The 17,994-nt window shown below is 49.7% G+C and carries 17 protein-coding genes; 12 read left to right on the top strand and 5 right to left on the bottom strand.

Features of this window, described 5'->3' with window-relative positions; translation table 11 throughout:
• Positions 1–8 precede the first annotated feature (8 nt).
• The gene (locus LCH85_09330) at positions 9–1,301 is read left to right on the top strand and encodes a 1-acyl-sn-glycerol-3-phosphate acyltransferase (GenBank protein MCA0352185.1); all 1,293 of its coding nucleotides are present in this window, start codon (positions 9–11) and stop codon (positions 1,299–1,301) included.
• A 39-nt stretch (positions 1,302–1,340) separates the two neighbouring features.
• Here LCH85_09330 and LCH85_09325 read toward each other — a convergent pair whose 3' ends face one another.
• On the bottom strand, positions 1,341–2,264 hold the full coding sequence (locus tag LCH85_09325; protein MCA0352184.1) for an MBL fold metallo-hydrolase: 924 nt from the start codon (positions 2,262–2,264) through the stop codon (positions 1,341–1,343).
• 246 nt (positions 2,265–2,510) lie between these two features.
• On the opposite strand from LCH85_09325, the gene rpmH reads away from it, so the two are divergent.
• From rpmH to LCH85_09290, 7 genes are all read left to right on the top strand, one after another.
• Positions 2,511–2,687, top strand: coding sequence for a 50S ribosomal protein L34 (gene rpmH, locus LCH85_09320; GenBank protein ID MCA0352183.1), 177 nt, complete (start codon positions 2,511–2,513; stop codon positions 2,685–2,687).
• Between the two features lie 3 nt (positions 2,688–2,690).
• The gene (rnpA, locus tag LCH85_09315) at positions 2,691–3,062 is read left to right on the top strand and encodes a ribonuclease P protein component (protein ID MCA0352182.1); all 372 of its coding nucleotides are present in this window, start codon (positions 2,691–2,693) and stop codon (positions 3,060–3,062) included.
• Complete coding sequence (gene yidD / locus LCH85_09310) at positions 3,055–3,261, top strand: membrane protein insertion efficiency factor YidD (GenBank protein MCA0352181.1); 207 nt, start codon at positions 3,055–3,057, stop codon at positions 3,259–3,261. The genes rnpA and yidD overlap by 8 nt, the downstream gene beginning before the upstream one ends.
• Before the next feature lie 45 nt (positions 3,262–3,306).
• Positions 3,307–4,242 (top strand): YidC/Oxa1 family membrane protein insertase, encoded by a 936-nt coding sequence (locus LCH85_09305; GenBank protein ID MCA0352180.1) that lies wholly within the window; start codon positions 3,307–3,309, stop codon positions 4,240–4,242.
• Positions 4,243–4,275: 33 nt separating this feature from the next.
• On the top strand, positions 4,276–4,998 hold the full coding sequence (locus LCH85_09300) for a KH domain-containing protein (GenBank protein MCA0352179.1): 723 nt from the start codon (positions 4,276–4,278) through the stop codon (positions 4,996–4,998).
• Between the two features lie 75 nt (positions 4,999–5,073).
• Positions 5,074–6,057 (top strand): hydroxymethylglutaryl-CoA lyase, encoded by a 984-nt coding sequence (locus LCH85_09295; protein MCA0352178.1) that lies wholly within the window; start codon positions 5,074–5,076, stop codon positions 6,055–6,057.
• Between the two features lie 253 nt (positions 6,058–6,310).
• A complete protein-coding gene (locus tag LCH85_09290; GenBank protein ID MCA0352177.1) occupies positions 6,311–7,129 on the top strand; it encodes a glycosyltransferase family 2 protein in 819 nt (272 codons plus the stop codon).
• 76 nt (positions 7,130–7,205) lie between these two features.
• Here LCH85_09290 and LCH85_09285 read toward each other — a convergent pair whose 3' ends face one another.
• Positions 7,206–8,066 (bottom strand): cupredoxin domain-containing protein, encoded by an 861-nt coding sequence (locus LCH85_09285; protein MCA0352176.1) that lies wholly within the window; start codon positions 8,064–8,066, stop codon positions 7,206–7,208.
• A 355-nt stretch (positions 8,067–8,421) separates the two neighbouring features.
• On the opposite strand from LCH85_09285, the gene LCH85_09280 reads away from it, so the two are divergent.
• The 4 genes from LCH85_09280 to LCH85_09265 all read left to right on the top strand — a co-directional run bounded on the left by LCH85_09280 (position 8,422) and on the right by LCH85_09265 (position 11,763).
• The gene (locus LCH85_09280) at positions 8,422–8,709 is read left to right on the top strand and encodes a hypothetical protein (GenBank protein MCA0352175.1); all 288 of its coding nucleotides are present in this window, start codon (positions 8,422–8,424) and stop codon (positions 8,707–8,709) included.
• 141 nt (positions 8,710–8,850) lie between these two features.
• Positions 8,851–10,338 carry a glutamate--tRNA ligase gene (gene gltX, locus LCH85_09275; GenBank protein ID MCA0352174.1) on the top strand — a complete coding sequence of 496 codons (1,488 nt, stop codon included), beginning with the start codon at positions 8,851–8,853 and terminating at the stop codon, positions 10,336–10,338.
• Positions 10,339–10,362: 24 nt separating this feature from the next.
• A complete protein-coding gene (locus tag LCH85_09270) occupies positions 10,363–10,617 on the top strand; it encodes a hypothetical protein (protein MCA0352173.1) in 255 nt (84 codons plus the stop codon).
• A gap of 69 nt (positions 10,618–10,686) precedes the next feature.
• Positions 10,687–11,763, top strand: a complete 1,077-nt coding sequence (locus LCH85_09265) for a hypothetical protein (GenBank protein MCA0352172.1) — start codon at positions 10,687–10,689, stop codon at positions 11,761–11,763.
• A gap of 60 nt (positions 11,764–11,823) precedes the next feature.
• Here the strand turns inward: LCH85_09265 and LCH85_09260 are convergent, their stop codons facing one another.
• From LCH85_09260 to LCH85_09250, 3 genes are all read right to left on the bottom strand, one after another.
• Positions 11,824–14,934 (bottom strand): type I restriction endonuclease subunit R, encoded by a 3,111-nt coding sequence (locus LCH85_09260; protein MCA0352171.1) that lies wholly within the window; start codon positions 14,932–14,934, stop codon positions 11,824–11,826.
• A gap of 70 nt (positions 14,935–15,004) precedes the next feature.
• Positions 15,005–16,240, bottom strand: coding sequence for a restriction endonuclease subunit S (locus tag LCH85_09255; protein MCA0352170.1), 1,236 nt, complete (start codon positions 16,238–16,240; stop codon positions 15,005–15,007).
• Positions 16,237–17,796 (bottom strand): type I restriction-modification system subunit M, encoded by a 1,560-nt coding sequence (locus LCH85_09250; protein MCA0352169.1) that lies wholly within the window; start codon positions 17,794–17,796, stop codon positions 16,237–16,239. Before LCH85_09250 ends, LCH85_09255 begins: the two co-directional genes overlap by 4 nt.
• Between the last annotated feature and the right edge of the window lie 198 nt (positions 17,797–17,994).

Raw genomic sequence — 17,994 nt, 5'->3', positions numbered from 1 at the left:
GTATTTTCATGGGGCGTTTTGTACGTTGGCTGGTGTTTCGGCTCTTACGTTTGTACTACCCTCGGATCGCCGTCGAAGGCTTGGAGCAGTTGCCTCGTGGGCGGGTGATGTTTGTGCTCAATCACCCCAATGGCTTGCTCGACCCGCTCTTATTGATGTTAATTCTTGGTCAGCCTGTAGCATTTTTGGCCAAAAACACTTTTTTCAACAACCCAATTGGCCGTTGGATGATGCAAAACTTTGGTGCATTGCCGATCTATCGCCAACGTGATGCCGCTGAAGGCTCGAATACCCGCGATCAAAATGAGCAAACCTTTGCTCGTTGTCGTCAACTTTTAGCTGATCAACATCATTTAGCCTTGTTTCCCGAAGGCACATCACACTCTGAGGCTTATTTATTGCCACTACGCTCAGGCGCAGCGAGGATTGCGCTCGGAGCCGAGGCCGAGCATAATTGGCAACTTGATCTCAACATCGTACCAATTGGCTTATGGTATGAAGATAAGCATATTTTTCGGTCTTCGGTGCTCTTATTAGTTGGCAAACCAATCAATGTAGCCGAATTTCAGCATGCCGAGGCCGAACGCGAACAGGCTGTTGCCAGTTTGACCAGCCGCATGGCCGAGCATTTGGGCGGCGTGGTGTTTCAGGCTGGCAATGCTGAATTATTGCGAGGTCTGCCAGTGATGGTTGGCTGGACAGTCGATCGGTTGCGCCGCAAACGCCCCAGTGGACGCGAAGCCTATACTTCGCTCACCCCTACCGAACGGGTGCAATTGGCGACGCTCGCCGCCAAAGCGCAACGCTATGCCCGTACTTTACGGCTTCTGGGCATCGCCGATCCATGGTCGCCGCAATTGCCCTTGGCCACGCGCTGGCGCTTTTGGCGCAAATTTCTGTGGACAGCCCTCGCCTTTATTCCAGCAGCGTGCGGCATTGTGCTTAGTTACCCGATGTATCGGCTGAGCGGCATTATTGCGACCCGCATGACCAAAGAGCTAGAGGTATTGAGCACAATTAAATTGATCGCAGGCATCGTGCTGCAACCAATTGGCTGGATTATTAGCAGCCTGATCATCGGGTTATTGACAACCTGGCAAGCTGGCATGATTGTGCTTGTGTTAGCTCCATTATTTGGTTTTATTGCCCTACGCTGGAGCGAACGCTGGCGTGCAGTGCGTGAAGCCACCGCCGCTTCATGGCTCCGTTTGACCCAGCCCGACCTCACGACCCAACTCCTAGAGCGCCGCCGCGATTTGGGCGAACAAATTTCCAATACGATTTTGAGCTTGAACGATTAATCAAAAACGCAGGATCAGGCTGATCCTGCGTTTCAGCACTTAAATTAATTCAACAGCTTGCGGGTTACGCTCGAAAAACAGTTTCAAGCCGCGCACGCTCATCGATAAATTGCCCCATAACACCAAATTTAGCGCTGGCGAAACTGGCTCGTTGGTTGGTAGTGCTCGTTCAACAATCGCCTCAACTGGCAATTCTGTAAGATGTAGATGATCACGCACATCGCGCACAATGTTGACCAAGCGTTGGTGCATTTCTTCAAGTGCCAAGGATGGGGCAGCCACAGTTGGGCCAAAGTGCGACGGCAACAATTGGCGAATTGGATACTGCGCCAAGGTTTGGAAGGCTTGCAGTTGATCGGCCAAATTAAAGGCTGGCGGCGGAGTAACTGGCATATTCAGATTAAACGTGCTCATCAAGATACCAATTGAATCACCAGCCCACATTGTGCCCGAGTGTGCTTCCCAAAATGCCAAATGATCGGGCGAGTGGCCAGGCGTTGGCACTGCTTGCAACACAATCCCTTTACCAAGATTCAGGTTTAGATTCTCGGCGGCAAGCATGCGTTCGGCAGCAATCGGCAGCATCGTGCCATAGACATGCCACATCTGACCAACCGCCCGTTCGACGCTGCGCATTAAACGGCTTGGCTCGACCAAATGCTCAGCGGTCATTGAATGCAAATAAACCTTGGCATTAGGCAGATGTTGCGCCAAAATCCCCGCCCCACCGCTGTGATCCATATGCACATGGGTTAAAAGGATGTGTTCAACGGCTTCGGGCGCAATGCCTAATTGTTGCAAACCAGCCAAAGTGGCTTCAGCAGTTAATGATGTACCAGTTTCGATCAAGGCAACCTGATCGCCTTGTATCACATAGGTTGCCCCAAAACCATCGGTTGTTAGCAGGCCATTATCGATCATGGCGATATGATCGCTTAGTTGGGTTAGCGGAACTTGCATCATTGCACTCCGATTACGTTACAAAATCAATTCATCGCTATTCTACCTGATTCAGCAAATCGCAGACCTAGCTATTCAGCAACAATTAATTGTTAGGCATAGAATGATACAATTTGACATGGTTTAGACGGTCAGGCTATAATAGATAAGCTACAGCGCGTCCATGGCGGCGTGCTATCAATTTTGTCTTATCTATACAGAAGCGCGAGCACGCGCTTTTGTTTCGTCTGACACCGGAGGATTCGCACAATGCCAAAACGAACTTGGCAACCAAAACGCATCAAGCGCCGCCGTGTTCACGGTTTCTTGGAGCGCATGCAAACTCGCACAGGCCGCGCCGTTTTGAAAGCACGTCGTCAACGTGGCCGCTGGAAGTTAACTGTTAGCGACAAACGCCGACCAGCAGGCCCAGGCGGTCATCGCTAAACAATGCAACGTTCACAGCGCCTTCGCTCGCCACGCGATTTTCGCCGCGTTCGCGAAGGCGGTCGTACATGGTCAAATCCACTCTTGGTCTTGAGCGTCGCACCAGCGCGAGCCAATCGCGTTCGTTGTGGGATTGTCGTTCGTAAGTCGCTGGGCACAGCCGTCGAACGCAATCGCTACAAACGTCAAGTGCGCGAAGCAACGCGTTTGGTCTACGATCAAATTCGCCCAGGTTGGGATGTGATATTTATTGTACGAGCGGGATTTCGCACAGCGGCCTGGGAGCAGATTCAGCAGGCCGTTTCGCGTTTACTGCAACAAGCGCAGCTATGGCATGATCGTGAACAACCATCACAGGAAGATCGCCATGGGTAAGATCTTATTGGCACTAATTCGCTTGTACCAGCGTTTTTCGCGATATACACCACCAAGTTGTATCTATACGCCAACCTGTTCCCACTATGGCTATCAAGCTATCGCGAAATATGGGGCATTCAAAGGTACATGGTTGACACTGAAACGGATCGCCCGTTGCCATCCATGGGCACAGGGTGGTGAAGACCCTGTTCCATAGTTTGGCACAGGGTTTTTTGCTATAACAACGTAGGAATACACGGCTATGAATTTTCTTGGTCCAATCTTTTTACCATTTCTCGAATGGCTGTTCCATCTGTTTGGCAACTTGGGGTGGGCAATTATCGCCTTTACGATTTTAGTTCGTTTGGGCATGTTACCGCTCACGCTGAAGCAATTACGTTCGCAACGCAAAATTATGGTGATTCAGCCAAAATTGCGTGAATTGCAACGTAAATATAGCAAAGATCGCGAAAAACTCACCCAAGAAACCATGAAGCTTTATCGTGAGCATGGGGCCAACCCAGTTGGTGGTTGTTTACCGCTCTTGATTTCGTTGCCAATTTTGTTTGGGGTTTGGCAAGCGATTCAATTATTTGGTACTTCAGTTCCCGCAACCGCTGAACAAGTGCAGTTTTTGTGGTTGCCCCGCTTAACGCCTTTGATTGAAAATGGCGTGACGGTCAACAGTGCCCACGACCCCTACTTTATCTTACCAATTTTGGCGATCGCGCTCCAATTCATCACAACCTTGATGGCAATGCAACGCAACCCCGACCCACAGCAAGCCTCAATGAACAAAGTGATGATGTTTATGCCATTTATTTTTGGCTTTATCTATTTCCAATTCCCAGCAGGGGCCACCCTTTACTCGGTCACGGGGTCGTTGATTCAATTGGTGCAACAATATTTCACCTCGGGCTTTGGCTTGTTATCCAAATATTTGCCATTTTTGCCCGAAAAAACTGGTTTCTTGCACCAACCATTGCCAGAATCGGCTACAATCACGATTGAAGAACCAGAAACTCCCAGTGATCAGCCCCAGCGCCGCGATTTTTGGGCCGCGCTTGGGAAATTAGAACCAGTTGTTGATGTCAGCGCCGCAGGAGCTACCGCCGATAGTGGTAGCAGCGACATCGCAGCCGAACAAGCAATTGAAGATGTTAAGGCGCAGCTTGGCAAGCCGAAAAAACGGCGCTAGTCTCGGCTTATAATTCGGAGGAACGTGTAGGACATGGCGTTGCAAAAAGTTGAAGTACGCGCAGCAAGCGTGGCCGAGGCCGTGGCTCAAGCCCTCGCCCAACTCGGCAAAGATGAAGATGAAGCTCTGATCGAGGTTTTAGCGCAAACCGCTGATTCAGCCCTTGTCCGCGTCAGCGTCGATGATGATGAGGATGAGTTGCTCGCTGAGTATGGCGATGAGGACGATGAGGAGCAACCCAAACGTCGTCGCCGCCGTGTAGCCAGCACCGATGAGCAAACTGTGGCGCTCGCTCGCCAGTTGCTCGAGGCGTTGCTCACCCGCATGAACATCGATGCCTTTGTAACGCCAGTTGTACAGAAGGCTAAAGGCTCCGATGATGAAGAAGATACGCTAACCTTGCATATCGAGGGTGTCGATGAAGAAACCACCGGTCTGATGATTGGCCGCCGTGGCGAAACCTTGCGCTCATTGCAATATCTGCTGAATGTCTTGATTCATCGCCAAACTGGGCGCTGGTCGCAAGTTGTGATCGATATTGGCCAATATCGCCAACGTCGCCAAGATTCGCTTGAGGGCTTGGCACTGCGTATGGCTGAACGGGTACGCCAATCAGGCCGCCCAATGCCACTTGAGCCAATGAGTTCATTCGAGCGCCGCATCATTCATATGGCGCTGCGCGACGATCCGTCAGTCTATACCGAAAGTGCTGGCGAAGGTGAGCATCGAAAAATTGTTATTTATCCAAAACGCTAATCAATGGCGATTAGCGCTCGTGTTCAGCGGGTGTTGCACTCCAACGCCCGCTAACACATATCGAAGGAGTCGATGATGATTCCCTTAACCAACCTGCCCAGCACTGTCAGCATCCGCGAAGTTGGCCCCCGCGATGGCTTGCAAAATGAGGATCGTATCCTCACCACTGAGCAAAAAATCCTGTTAATCAATGCCCTCAATAATTCTGGCTTGCGCCAAATTGAAGTTGGTTCGTTCGTCAACCCGCGCTATGTGCCCCAAATGGCCGATACCGCCGAGGTTTTCGCGCGGATCGAGCGCCGCCCCGATGTGATTTATAGCGCGATTGCGCCCAATTTACGTGGTGCTCAACGGGCAATCGAAGCCCGCGCCGATTCGGTGCAGGTCTTTTTGAGCGCTTCCGAAAGCCATAATCAAAGCAATGTGCGCATGAGCATCAACGAATCGCTGGCTGCTGCTGCCGATATCGCCTTAGCGCTCAAAGAAGCTTCAATCGAATTTGAGGCGGTGCTCTCGGTGGTCTTTGGCTGCCCTTTTGAAAACGATGTGCCGATCGAGCGGGTTGTGACCATGACTGAACGGCTCTTGGCGCTCGGAGCTAGCCAAATTACGCTTGGCGATACTACTGGCATGGCTCACCCGCGCTTAGTCCAAGCGGTTGTGCGAGCATTGCGTGAGCGCTTTCCCCACGCACCCTTACGCTTACACCCGCATAGCGCCCGTGGCGCTGGGTTGGCCAACGTTCTGGCGGCACTCGAAGTTGGGATTGATCGAATCGATGCCAGCATCGGCGGGATTGGTGGTTGTCCCTTTGCGCCAGGTGCACCAGGCAATATCTGCACCGAAGACACCGTGCATATGCTCCACGAAATGGGCATCGACACGGGCCTCAATATTCCAAAATTGGTTTCATGTGCCAAATTGATCGAAAGCTTATTGGGTCATGAAGTGCCTGGCCAAGTGATCAAAGGCGGCATTTGTGGCCATATTCCAGGTGGCACTATGCGCCCATGGAACGAAACCGAAATCCTTGGTCAGCAAGCTAGCCGCACAGTTTAAGCAAAAATAGCCCATCCAGTCAGCACCTTGATTGGATGGGTTTTAAATTCCCCAACCTAAACTCCATACCAACAAGCCTCACCCACAGGCTAGCGCAAAGTCATCCCCTAGTTGCCCAAGCAAAACGCTACGAATCATTATAGGAGCTTGCAAAACGGGCTATGCTAGGGCGGACTGATAGACCATATCATCCAAGGGCTATCAGATCTATGCTGCCAGCATTCGACATTTAACTATTGACGGGATTGCCACAATGCTTCAGCCAACGCCAACCAACGTCCAAACAGCCAGCGGGCAAGTCCCCGAACTTTCAGTGATTATCCCCTGTTTCAACGAACAAAAACGCATCATTCCAACGATCAATACAATCATCGACTACTTGAATAGCCTAGGTCGCTCGTGGGAATTAATCGTCAGCGATGATGGCTCCAGCGATCAAACGCTCAGTTTAGTTGAAGCTCAGCGCTACCCCAACCTCACTATCATCAAGAGCACGCGTAACCATGGCAAAGGGCATGCGGTTCGGGCAGGCATTATCGCCGCTAAAGGTAATTTTATTTTATTCACCGATGCTGACAACGCTACACCAATTACCGAGCTGGATAACATGCTGCCGTTGTTGGAGTTAGGTAGTTATGACATCGCGATTGGTTCACGCGCCAAGCAATTGCTCCAAACCAAACAACGCAGTTTAGGCCGCTGTGTGATGAGTGCCGGGCTACGACTGATCGTCGAACATGGGCTAAAATTGAAGATTCACGATACCCAGTGTGGATTCAAACTGTTTCATCGCACGGTTGCCAAGCATCTTGCCCAAGTCCAAACGATCAATGGTTTTGCCTTCGATCTCGAATTATTGGTGATTGCCGATATTTTTGGCTATCAAACGATTGAAATCCCGGTTGATTGGGTTGATGTGGCTGGCTCAAAAGTCCATCCAATTCGCGATGCGTATCAATTTCTACGTGATATTATGTCGATTCAAATCAATCATTGGCGCGGGCGGTACCCAAGTTCACTGCCGGCAAAACCTAAATCCAAATCGCAGCATTCTAACCATTGGTTTGCCTAAATCAATCAATATTTCGCCAATAAAAAACCGCGCTGAATCGTCCTGATCCAGCGCGGTTTCGATTAAGCTCAAGCGCTTATTTGACAGTGAGTGTACCCTTCATGCCGCTAGCATAGTGGCCAGGATAGGCACAGATATAGCTATAGGTGCCAGGTTCTAGGTTTGCAGTCACGCTGGCGGTTTCACCACCATTGATGGTTTTAGTCGTACCAAGAACTGTATCGGCACTTGGCATAAAATCAGGGGCGTTAGCCACAGCTGAATCAACAGCCTTTTGCTCCTCGCCTGGCTTAACAATCGCGAGGTTGTGGGGCAACGTACCAGCATTATTGAAACTAACCGTGACTTCGCCAGCATTGGCGCTCAATTCGGTTTCGACGAAGGTCATGTTAGCAGCATCGCCGCTATTAACGGTAAGGCCAGCCCCGCCGCCAGCAGGTGCAGCCCCGCCACCAGCAGCAACAACCTTAAATGTACCCTTCATGCCACCAGCATAGTGGCCAGGATAGGTACAAATAAAACTGTAGGTTCCAGCTTCAGCGATATTAAATGTCACTTGGTTGCTTTCACCGCCATTGATTGTTGGGGTATGGGCCAAGGCATTTTTGGCTTCAAAGTTTGCATCAGTTGAAGCATCGGTCACGGTTTTATCTTCTTCGCCTGGGCTAACCAAAACCCAGTTATGCGGCACAGCACCCTTATTGTTAAAGGTTACTTTGATTTCGCCCGTACCAGCGGTTAACTCGGTTTTGGCAAACGCCAAAGTACCACCTTCGGCACTGTCAATTGTCAAATCATTGCTTACTGAGCCAGCAACAACCACATCGGGGACACCTTTAAACACCCCCACGTTGTCATCAGCAGTACCACCGCAAGCAACCAAGCTGCTTGCCAATAAAACGCCCGCTAGCGGACGTGTCCAGCGCCGAATAGGCATCGATTTCCTCCATAAAAGCATCTGTTTGTTGGCATTCTTATGGGTGAATTATAGCATAAGGGTTCGGGCTTGGTCTCAAAAATTTAGCCTCGTTTTAGATAGCCCATCTGGTGGTAAATTGCTAACCAAATGCTCACAAAGATTCACCAAATGTTCCTTGACGCACTCTCAGGCACTGTTATAATACACAGCAAGAGGCTCCTGTAACGGAAAGGCCCACCCACATGCGAATTGGATTCGACAATTGGGTTAACGATAGCACGGCAGAGGCATCAGCCTGTGTCGTTTTTTGTGCCAACGCTACGGCGTGGGAACGGCTCACGGCGTTTTTCGCTATATAATGGAGGATCGTCCAATGTACTCCGATATGATTAGCAAGATCGACAAAGCCAAACGGTACGCCCAAGAACCTGAACGAATTGCAATTCAACAGTTTAGCGCTACCTTCCGTGGTGGCAACAATCATCAAGTCCAGTTGTTGGCAAGCGGCGAATGGCATTGCGATTGTGAATTTTTCGCCCACTGGAATACATGCTCGCACGTGATGGCCTTGCAACGGATCTTAGAGCCAATGTTAAATGATGAAGCTCGCCGCGCCGGTTCTCCATTTACCTTCGATGAAATTGCCGAGGCGGTTGGCTAAATTTTGCTCCATGGTCAAGGTTGCGCCACGTTCACGAGTTGCTACTTGTCAACGTGGCGTAGCTGTTTAAAGCGAGAAGGGTTCCGCGCCAATATCACCGCCAGCAATGGCTATGGTATAATCGCGACGCAAGGAGGTATTATGTCGGATCGTCCAACACCAGCCCGCACGCGCTTTGCGCCAAGTCCGACGGGCTATCTGCATATCGGTAGTTTACGTACCGTGTTATTTAGCTGGTTGTGGGCTCGCCACACTGGCGGCCAATTTTTATTACGGATTGAAGATACCGATCGCAAGCGCTTTGTTGAAGGGGCAGAAGAGCAATTAACCAGTTCGTTGCAAGCGATCGGCCTAATGTGGGATGAAGGTCCAATTGTTGGCGGTCCTCACGCACCCTATAAACAATCGGAACGCTTGGAAATTTACCAAGCTCACGCCCAAGCCTTGATCGATAAAGGTGTGGCCTATCGTTCGTATGCTACTGCCGACGAAATTGCGGCGATCAACGCCGAACGTGAAGCTCGCGGCGAGCCAAAGCTCTTGGTGTTTCGCAATTTGCCAGGCATCGACGATGCTGCTCGGGAAGCCGCAGGCGCTGATTATAACGTGCGGCTAAGCCTGAAAACCACGGGTAAAACGGTGGTGCAAGACCTTGTGCGCGGCGAAATTGTCTTTGATAATGCTGCCTTGAAAATGCCCGACCCAGTGTTGTTGAAAACCGATGGCTTCCCAACTTATGCCCTCGCTGCCATGGTCGATGATCACTTGATGGGGATCACCCATGTGCTGCGGGCTGATGAGTGGATTCCAACTTGGCCAATTCATCATCAAATTTACGAGGCCTTCGGTTGGGAGCAACCTGTTTGGGTGCATGTGCCGCAAGTCTTGGGCAGCGATGGTAAGAAGCTTTCCAAACGCCACGGCGATACCTCGGTCACCGAGTATATCGATTTAGGCTTTGTGCCCGAAGCCATTGTCAATTATTTGGCCCTGATCGGCTGGTCATACGATGATAAAACTGAGTTTATGACCCTTGCAGAGTTGATCGAGCGCTTTGACCTGAATCGGATTCGGCCATCGGGCGGGGTGTTTGATCGCGATAAGCTTTTGCATTTCAATGGGGTTTATCTGCGCAACATGGCTCCAGCCGAGTTGGCGCAACGAGTCGCACCCTATCTCAGCAAGGCAGGCTTGATCAGTGCCGAGCCAACTGCCGCCGAATTGGCCAAAGTTACCGAATTTTTGCCCTTAGTGCAAGAACGAATCAAATTACTAAGCGAAGCGCCTGAATTGCTCGATTTCTTCTTTGTAGACCCCCAAGGCTACGACCCAGCCTTGCTTGTGCCAAAGAAGGGCGATCCGGCGCAAACGGTTGAGGTACTGGGCCAAGTCAAAGCCAGTTTTGAGGCTGTCGAAACCTGGGATGCGCCCAGTTTAGACAAGCTCTTGCATGATTTTGTCAATCAACTTGGGCTGAAAATTCCCCAAGTGTTTATGCCTATTCGCGTTGCCATCAGTGGGCGCACTACCTCGCCAGGCCTATTCGAAACCTTGGCGGTTTTAGGTAAAGCTGTGACGCTCGCCCGAATCAGCACTGCTGCTGCGGCGCTTTCCTCTGCCTCTGTATAGTTCGATTAGTCAGGAGGATGTTCAATGACGCTTGACGAAGCCAAAACCGAATTGACCAACTTGGTCTTGGGAGTTTCGCCCGATGCCGTGTTACGCTATAAAAAACGAGGCAGCGATGAGTTAGCGATTCGGGTGTATGCCCCGGCTGACCATGAGGATGCGATTCGTGATGCCACTCGCGAACGTTCAATCGCCTTGTTAACCGAACACGATTTGGATGTTCAGATTTTGATTTACGATATTTCAACCTCGCTGCCAACCGAAGAAGGCGCGGAGTAGCTTTCGCCCAACACTAAACCCAGCCTCTAGCAGCAATGCTAGGGGCTTTTGAATTAAAGGTCAGATCCAATGGATTCCTATCAACCAAGTAGCGATGAACGTCAGGCGATGCGGGCATTTCTGCAACGCGCCGAGGTGCGCATCTCGACTATGCACCGGATTGCCGGGGTGTTTTTGAATGGGGCTGGCCTGTTGATTTTGTTGCCAGTGTTTTTTCGCGATGCGATCAGCGATATCAACAAAATCGTGCTGACCCAGATTGAGCAATTGTACAATCTCTGGCAGGCGGGCCAATTTTCATGGTCGGCAACTGCCGATTTGGGTTTGTATATCTTACTGTTTATTCCGTTTATCGCCACTTTGGGCATCCCGCTGTATGCTTTTTTGCTGTTGCTCAAGGATATTGTCTATTTCTATTTTGCCAACCAAAGCCCAGGCTTTACCCACAAATTGTTTAACCCGCGCTTTATCCTTTCGGGCTTGGCCTTCTCCACCGACGAAGCGCCAGCAGTCAAACGACTGGTGATTCAGCATCAATATAATTCCGATTTGCTGGAGTTTATTTTGCCTTTTGAGCGCCACGAAGCCGCTTTTTATGATCATGTTTATCAGCAAAGCGAGGGCTTGATCGTGCCGCCCAGTCGTGATGCTGCCCAGCTTGCCAGCCAAGGAGTTAATCAAAGCCAAGTCAGTCAGCAAGCGATCGATCGTTTTAACACGGCTTTGGGGTTATCAGGCTTTTTGGATCGCACGTTAATCGAAGAGGTAGCGCGAACTGAAATTTCAGTCGTCCGCTATGCCTTGTGTTTGCGGCGCTTGGTGTTGCGCTATATCAAAGCCTTGTTGATGTTCGTCTGGACAACCTTGCTTTCGTTTATTTTGGTTTCGTTTCTGCAACATCTGCAACCGCTGGTGATTCTGGCGGTGGGCTATGTGGTTTGGTCGGCGCTCACGCCCTTGGTTGTGCGCATGCCCACCGACTGGATTTGGCAGGCCTTGCGCGAGGATGTTAATCTCAAAGGCGTGGCGCGTGATGAAGAAATTAGCCGTTTCGAACGCTATGTGATTCGGGTTTGTCGGCTTACGCTGGCGATCGCCATCTTGACCTTACTCAGTGAAATTGGGCGCTTGATTGTGCATGTTTAGGCAGTGACATGCCCTCACCCTCTCGCCCGAAGCAGTAGCGAGAGGGCGGGCTGAGGGGTCTTAAATCTGGCCACCTACACCTTTAAATTTTTCAACAAATGCGGAGATTTGCTGAAAAACTCGCTGTTTTTTGCTTTGGTACTGTGGGTTAAGCGGACTCATGGTTGGCAGGGTCGCGTTAAGATCAGTGCCGTTCTCGCTGGCGTATTCGCGTTTCAACGAGGCAAGGATATAGCGCTTGGCCGCAGCTTCGTTCAAGCCTTCCGACTGAATCAAGTTTGCGGCTTCACGGGTCTGCTCGGCTTGGGCAAAGGTAAAGAATTCGTCAATAATCGTGGCCTTGTCGCCAATCGCGTCGAGGTTGGTTTGGTTGATAAAATCAACAATCAGGCTTTCTTTGGCGCGGTTGCCAAGGCTGGCCCGAATCAAGCGGCGCACATCTTCGATTAATTCGCCTTTGCTTTTGTTCTTCTTGTGTTGCTCAAAAACCAACTCAAGGATGTAATCAAGCGTAATTTCCTGCGATTTAAGCAGGTCTACCTCAAACACGACATCGTTCCAATCAATCGTGGATTTTTGCTGTTCTTCGGCAGACTTTTCGCGGCGCAGCCAATCACGAATATCGTTATAGGTCGATCGGTAATCCTGAATTGTGCGTTCGCTAGGGATGGGGATGGCTTGCAATGCGCTCAGGTCAGCGTCACTTAAATAATGCTCAGCCTTGAAATCGGTAACCGCCTGCGGATCGCTGAGATCAAGCCGTTGCAAGGCTTTCAGGCTGGCAAACTCATCGTAGTTTTGCAGGATATTCTCGACCCGCAAATATTCACCAAATAACTTTACGAAGTCTTTTTTGTCTTTTTCGAGAAAAATCGCATCAGGCTCAGGAAAACGCTGTTCTAACTCCCTAACCACCTCGATAAAACCACGCCGTGCGTCACCAGTGACTAGATCGGTGAAGCCTTGCATATATTCCTTGTAGCTTTTTTCAAGCACCACGTTTTTGGTGTTTTTATCACCAAACAAGGTAATCGCATCAATCGTCGCTTGCTCTAGATCACGAAAGGTAACGATATTGCCAAAGGTTTTGGTGGCATCGTAGATGCGGTTGGTGCGCGAATAGGCCTGCATCAAGCCGTGATAGCGCAAGTTTTTATCGACAAACAGGGTGTTGAGGGTCGGCGCATCAAAGCCAGTTAAAAACATTCCCACGACAATCAGCAGGTCGATTTCTCTGGCGATCACTCGCTTGGCAAGGTCGCGGTAATAATTTTGGAAGCCGTTGCTATCGACACTGAAATTGGTTGTAAAGAATGCATTGTAGTCGGCGATGGCGGCGCTTAGAAATTCTTTGGCGCTGGGGTTCATCGCTGCTACATCAAAACTTTCGTCGAGAATTTCGCCAATCGCATCTTGCTCTTCATTGGCGGCGAATGAGAAGATTGTCGCGATTTTGAGCGGCGGATTTTTGGCCTGCTCAGCGTCATTCTGAATGCGATTCAGCGCTTGGTAGTAGGCTTTGGCGGCCTCGATGCTGCTGACGGCAAACATGGCATTAAAGCCTTTGCTGCCCGCTTGCAGTCGATGCGTTTTTTGACGAAAGATATTCAGAATATAACGCGAGATTTCGCGAATCCGCGCTGGGTGCAGCAATGCCGCTTTGTGTTCGGCGGCGTTGAGTTTTTGCTCGTCGGTTTCGCTTTCGAGCGCCGTGAACTGCGGACGTACATCGTTGTAATCGACCTTGAATTTCAGCACTTTTTCATCGCGAATGGCATCGGTGATGACATAGGCATGCAATTCACGGCCAAACACGCTGGCGGTGGTATCAGCACCCAAGGCGTTTTGCGGAAAGATCGGCGTACCCGTAAAGCCAAATTGATAGAACTTTTTGAATTTTTTCTTGAGATTTTTCTGCGCTTCGCCAAACTGGCTACGATGACATTCATCAAAAATAAAAACCACCTGCTTATGGTAGATCGCAAGATCGCCTTCTGCTTTCATCAGGTTGTTGAGCTTTTGGATGGTGGTAACAATGATTTTGTTATCGTCTTGCTCCAAATTGCGCTTGAGTCCGGCGGTGCTTTCAGAGCCGTTGACACTCTCCGGCGAAAAACGCTGATACTCTTTCATGGTTTGGTAATCGAGGTCTTTGCGATCAACCACAAAAAATACTTTGTCGATGAAGCTAAGTTCGGTGGCCAGTCGTGCCGCTTTGAAACTGGTGAGGGTCTTGCCGGAGCCAGTAGTATGCCAGATGTAGCCGCCGCTTTCGGTGTTGCTCCATGTTTTGGCCTGATACGAGCTATTGATTTTGCGCAGAATCCGTTCGGTGGCGGCGATTTGATAGGGCCGCATAATCAGCAGGGTGTTGTTCACATCAAACACTGAATACTTGAGCACCACATGCAGCAAGGTGTTTTTCTGAAAAAAGGTGGCGGTAAAATCTTTGAGATCTTTGATCGGGCTGTTATCGGCTTTGGCCCAATTCATGGTGAAATCAAAACTATTTTTATTGCGGGTCACGGTATTGGCAAAGTAGCGGGTGTCGGTGCCGTTGGAAATCACGAATACTTGCACATATTGGAATAGCGAGTGCTCAGTATTGAAGCTTTCTTTGCTATAACGGTGAATTTGGTTGAAGGCTTCGCGAATCGCCACGCCGCGTTTTTTCAACTCAACGTGCACCAAGGGCAAGCCATTGACCAAAATCGTTACATCGTAGCGATTGGCGTAGCTGCCAGTTTGTTCAAATTGTTTGATCACTTGGACTTTGTTGCGGGCAAGGGTCTGCTTATCGAGCAAATAGATGTTTTGAATCCGCCCATCGTCAAATACAAAGTCGTGAATGTAGTCGTCGTGAATTTTGCGAGTTTTTTCGATAATGCCGTCGCTGGGTTTATCCAGATAGGTTTCAACAAAGCGCAGCCACTCGGCCTCGGAAAATTGCACGTTATTCAGGGTTTGCAATTGCTCACGCAGATTGGCCAATAGCGCTTGCGGGGTGGTTAATGTCGCCAGATACTCATAGCCCTGAGCTCGCAAATCCTTAATAAACTCGCGCTCCAAGGCATCTTCGCTCTGGTAGCTTTCGGCCAGCCGCAATTGCTTGGTATAGTGATCGAGCACAATAAAGTTGTTTGATTCGGCGATCGTTGTATAGTCTGTCATTGGATTTCCTTTGCATGTATCCAACGGTCGTTTTGAAACTGGGCGCTTGCGACGCGGGGCTTGCGCATGGCTAGGCTTCAGCTGGCTTGGGAAAGCTGAACAGCAGATCGCGGTAGTATGCGTATTGCTGCTGGCGCAAGGCGATTTCGCGCGGCAAGCCTTCGCTGATCGAGTTGGTCAGGGTATCGAATTTATCGAGAATGGCAACGATACGGGCTTGCTCGGCAAGAGGGGGAACAGGGATTTGGATTTTTGCGAAGCCTTTAATTAACAGCGTGTTGACTTTCGTTCGGGCGACATATTTCGCCTTCTCATCAATGAATGAAGCTGTTTGCATGCAATAGGAAACAAATTTCGGATTCATGGCGTGGCGGAAGGCATAACAGTGGTCGTGAATTGCGACTTTTTCAGCGCCAAGCCATGCCACAGCTTTACCAACATCCTCAACGGTTTCGCCAACATCAGTTACGACAACGTCACCAGGTTCAGCATAGCGCAGTGACTCTGCCATTTCAGCGCGAACCTGCGATAGAGCATGGCTAGTTGAAACACCATATTGGGTGTAGATTTCACCGTAATGGATGACCTTGATACCGCCGTCTTCCACATAGTCAGCTTTAGTAAATCGTTTGCCGCGAATAAATTCGCCAATCTCCCCCAATGGTTTCCATTCCACTTCGCCATCCTCAAAACTCAACAATTGTTCACGGTAATAGGCATATTGTTTTTTACGGGCGGTCAGCTCGGCGGTCAGCTCGGCGGTCAGCTCGGCAAAGCCGTCCAAAATCGTAACGATTTTGGACTGGATTTGCCGCGATTTTTTTGGATTTTCAGGGCATGGGATGGGGATTTGGAGTTTTTTTACAATCCCTGCATTGATATTTGTCTGAGAACCGGCCCCAAGTGATTTGATATATTCATATTGGTTAGACAGGAAATGAAATACGTAACGGTAATTTGCGATATTTTCATCAAGTTGAATATTCGCACAGGCCTGATTAGTAGCCATAGGGATTTTATTAATACCAATTTTCCCAACAGTTGCCCCATACATTGCAACAATTACACAGTTTTCAGGGATCAATTTTGCACTGGAATTTTTTAATCCTGCTTCGGTAATTTTTACGCCCGTATCCCAAATTTCACCAAAATCAACTTCCTGAGTCCGCAACCAAGGAATAGAGCCGCCATAGTATTCAGCAATACCAGTTGTGGGCGTACCACCAGAAGAAATCTTTATTGAAACTTCCCCCAGTGGCAACCACTCCACCTCAACCCCATCCAGCAGTTTTTCTAAATAGCTCATGCCTCAACCTCTGCAGATTCTATTTCAGCAACAATCGCATCAATCTCTTTGCGCAGTTGGTCAATTCTGGCAACCGTAATTTTTAAATTGGCATTGAGCTGAGCAATATCCACCACTTCGCGAGTGTCTTGGGCTTCGACATAGCTGCTAACTGATAGATTGTAGTCGTTGGCGGCGATGGTTGCATAGGCCACCGATTGCGCGAAGTGCTCGATATTGGCCTTGCTATCAAAGGCCTGCATAATCTGCTCGATATGGACTTCGGTGAGCGTGTTGTTATTAGTTTCTTTTTTATATAAGCCGCTGGCATCAATAAACTGGGTGCTGGTGTCAGTTTTATGTTTGGAGAGCACCAGAATCGTCACGGCAATCGTCGTCCCATAAAATAGGTTGGGCGCGAGCGCAATCACCGTTTCCACGAAGTTATTATCAATCAAATATTGGCGGATTTTCTGCTCAGCGCCGCCACGGTAAAAAATCCCCGGGAAGCAGACAATCGCGGCGCGGCCTTTACTGGAAAGATAACTGAGCGCATGCAAAACAAAGGCAAAATCGGCTTTAGATTTGGGCGCTAAGACTCCAGCTGGGGCAAAACGATCATCGTTGATCAAGGTCGGATCATCGGAGCCGATCCACTTGACCGAGTAGGGCGGATTGGAAACGATCGCATCAAAGGGTTTATCACCAAGAAAGCGCGGGTCGATCAGGGTATTGCCCAACTGGATATTGAACTTATCGTAGTTGATGTTGTGCAAAAACATGTTCATGCGGGCAAGGTTGTAGGTGGTGTGGTTGATCTCCTGACCCCAAAAGCCATCTTCAATAATATGGTCGTCGAAGTGTTTTTTGGCTTGCAGCAGCAGCGAACCGGAGCCAGCAGCGGGATCATAGATTTTATTGACGCTGGTTTGCTGGTGCATGGCCAGCTTGGCAATCAACTTGGAGACATGTTGCGGGGTGAAAAACTCGCCGCCAGATTTACCAGCATTCGCGGCATAATTCGAGATCAAATACTCATAAGCATCGCCAAACAAATCGATCTGACTACCGACAAAATCACCAAAATCCAGCCCAGCGACCCCTTTGATCACGGCGGCCAAACGCTGGTTTTTGTCCTTGACGGTATTGCCGAGGCGATTGCTGGTCGTATCAAAATCGGCAAACAGGCCTTTGATATCGGCCTCGGAAGCGTAGCCGAGAGCCGAACTTTCAATCGCGCCAAAGATCGCGGCAAGATCGGTATTTAACTGTTGGTTGGTATTGGCAGCTTTGGCGATATTTTCAAACAATTGGCTTGGGTAAATAAAGTAGCCCTTGGTTTTGATCGCATCGTCTTTGATCTCGGGAGTAATGACCGCATCAGCAAGCTCAGCGTAATTGACACTCGCGTCGCCGCCTTCCATGTGGCTGGCGAAGTTTTCGCTGATAAAGCGATAAAACAGCGTGCCCAGCACATATTGCTTAAAATCCCAGCCATCGACAGAGCCACGGACATCATTGGCAATCTGCCAGATTTGGCGATAGAGTGCGGCGCGTTGTTGTTGGATGCTTGTCATGGTACGTTCCTGTCTAATCTATCTTCTGCTGAATGTACGAGTAATGTTCCCTCACCCCTGACCCTGCACCTTTCAAGGGTAGGTTTTTAACAATTCTTGAGGATCACCACCCTTCCGTCGAACCTCAAGGCGGGAAACGCAGGGGGCTTTAATCCCCCTGCACCCCCTCAAATTGCATTTAGTGGTCATCAGCCTGTC

Source organism: Chloroflexota bacterium (assembly GCA_020161265.1).
In the GTDB taxonomy this organism is placed as follows: Bacteria; Chloroflexota; Chloroflexia; order Chloroflexales; family Herpetosiphonaceae; genus Herpetosiphon.
Note: the sequence above shows the minus strand (reverse complement) of the source record. Positions and strands in the feature narration are given on the sequence as shown.

Excerpts from the sequence above, each read along its gene's own strand:
- LCH85_09330 (MCA0352185.1), top strand. The coding sequence starts at position 9 with ATGGGGCGTTTTGTACGTTGGCTGGTGTTTCGGCTCTTACGTTTGTAC.
- LCH85_09325 (MCA0352184.1), bottom strand. The coding sequence starts at position 2,264 with ATGATGCAAGTTCCGCTAACCCAACTAAGCGATCATATCGCCATGATC.
- rpmH (MCA0352183.1), top strand. The coding sequence starts at position 2,511 with ATGCCAAAACGAACTTGGCAACCAAAACGCATCAAGCGCCGCCGTGTT.
- rnpA (MCA0352182.1), top strand. The coding sequence starts at position 2,691 with ATGCAACGTTCACAGCGCCTTCGCTCGCCACGCGATTTTCGCCGCGTT.
- yidD (MCA0352181.1), top strand. The coding sequence starts at position 3,055 with ATGGGTAAGATCTTATTGGCACTAATTCGCTTGTACCAGCGTTTTTCG.
- LCH85_09305 (MCA0352180.1), top strand. The coding sequence starts at position 3,307 with ATGAATTTTCTTGGTCCAATCTTTTTACCATTTCTCGAATGGCTGTTC.
- LCH85_09300 (MCA0352179.1), top strand. The coding sequence starts at position 4,276 with ATGGCGTTGCAAAAAGTTGAAGTACGCGCAGCAAGCGTGGCCGAGGCC.
- LCH85_09295 (MCA0352178.1), top strand. The coding sequence starts at position 5,074 with ATGATTCCCTTAACCAACCTGCCCAGCACTGTCAGCATCCGCGAAGTT.
- LCH85_09290 (MCA0352177.1), top strand. The coding sequence starts at position 6,311 with ATGCTTCAGCCAACGCCAACCAACGTCCAAACAGCCAGCGGGCAAGTC.
- LCH85_09285 (MCA0352176.1), bottom strand. The coding sequence starts at position 8,066 with ATGCCTATTCGGCGCTGGACACGTCCGCTAGCGGGCGTTTTATTGGCA.
- LCH85_09280 (MCA0352175.1), top strand. The coding sequence starts at position 8,422 with ATGTACTCCGATATGATTAGCAAGATCGACAAAGCCAAACGGTACGCC.
- gltX (MCA0352174.1), top strand. The coding sequence starts at position 8,851 with ATGTCGGATCGTCCAACACCAGCCCGCACGCGCTTTGCGCCAAGTCCG.
- LCH85_09270 (MCA0352173.1), top strand. The coding sequence starts at position 10,363 with ATGACGCTTGACGAAGCCAAAACCGAATTGACCAACTTGGTCTTGGGA.
- LCH85_09265 (MCA0352172.1), top strand. The coding sequence starts at position 10,687 with ATGGATTCCTATCAACCAAGTAGCGATGAACGTCAGGCGATGCGGGCA.
- LCH85_09260 (MCA0352171.1), bottom strand. The coding sequence starts at position 14,934 with ATGACAGACTATACAACGATCGCCGAATCAAACAACTTTATTGTGCTC.
- LCH85_09255 (MCA0352170.1), bottom strand. The coding sequence starts at position 16,240 with ATGAGCTATTTAGAAAAACTGCTGGATGGGGTTGAGGTGGAGTGGTTG.
- LCH85_09250 (MCA0352169.1), bottom strand. The coding sequence starts at position 17,796 with ATGACAAGCATCCAACAACAACGCGCCGCACTCTATCGCCAAATCTGG.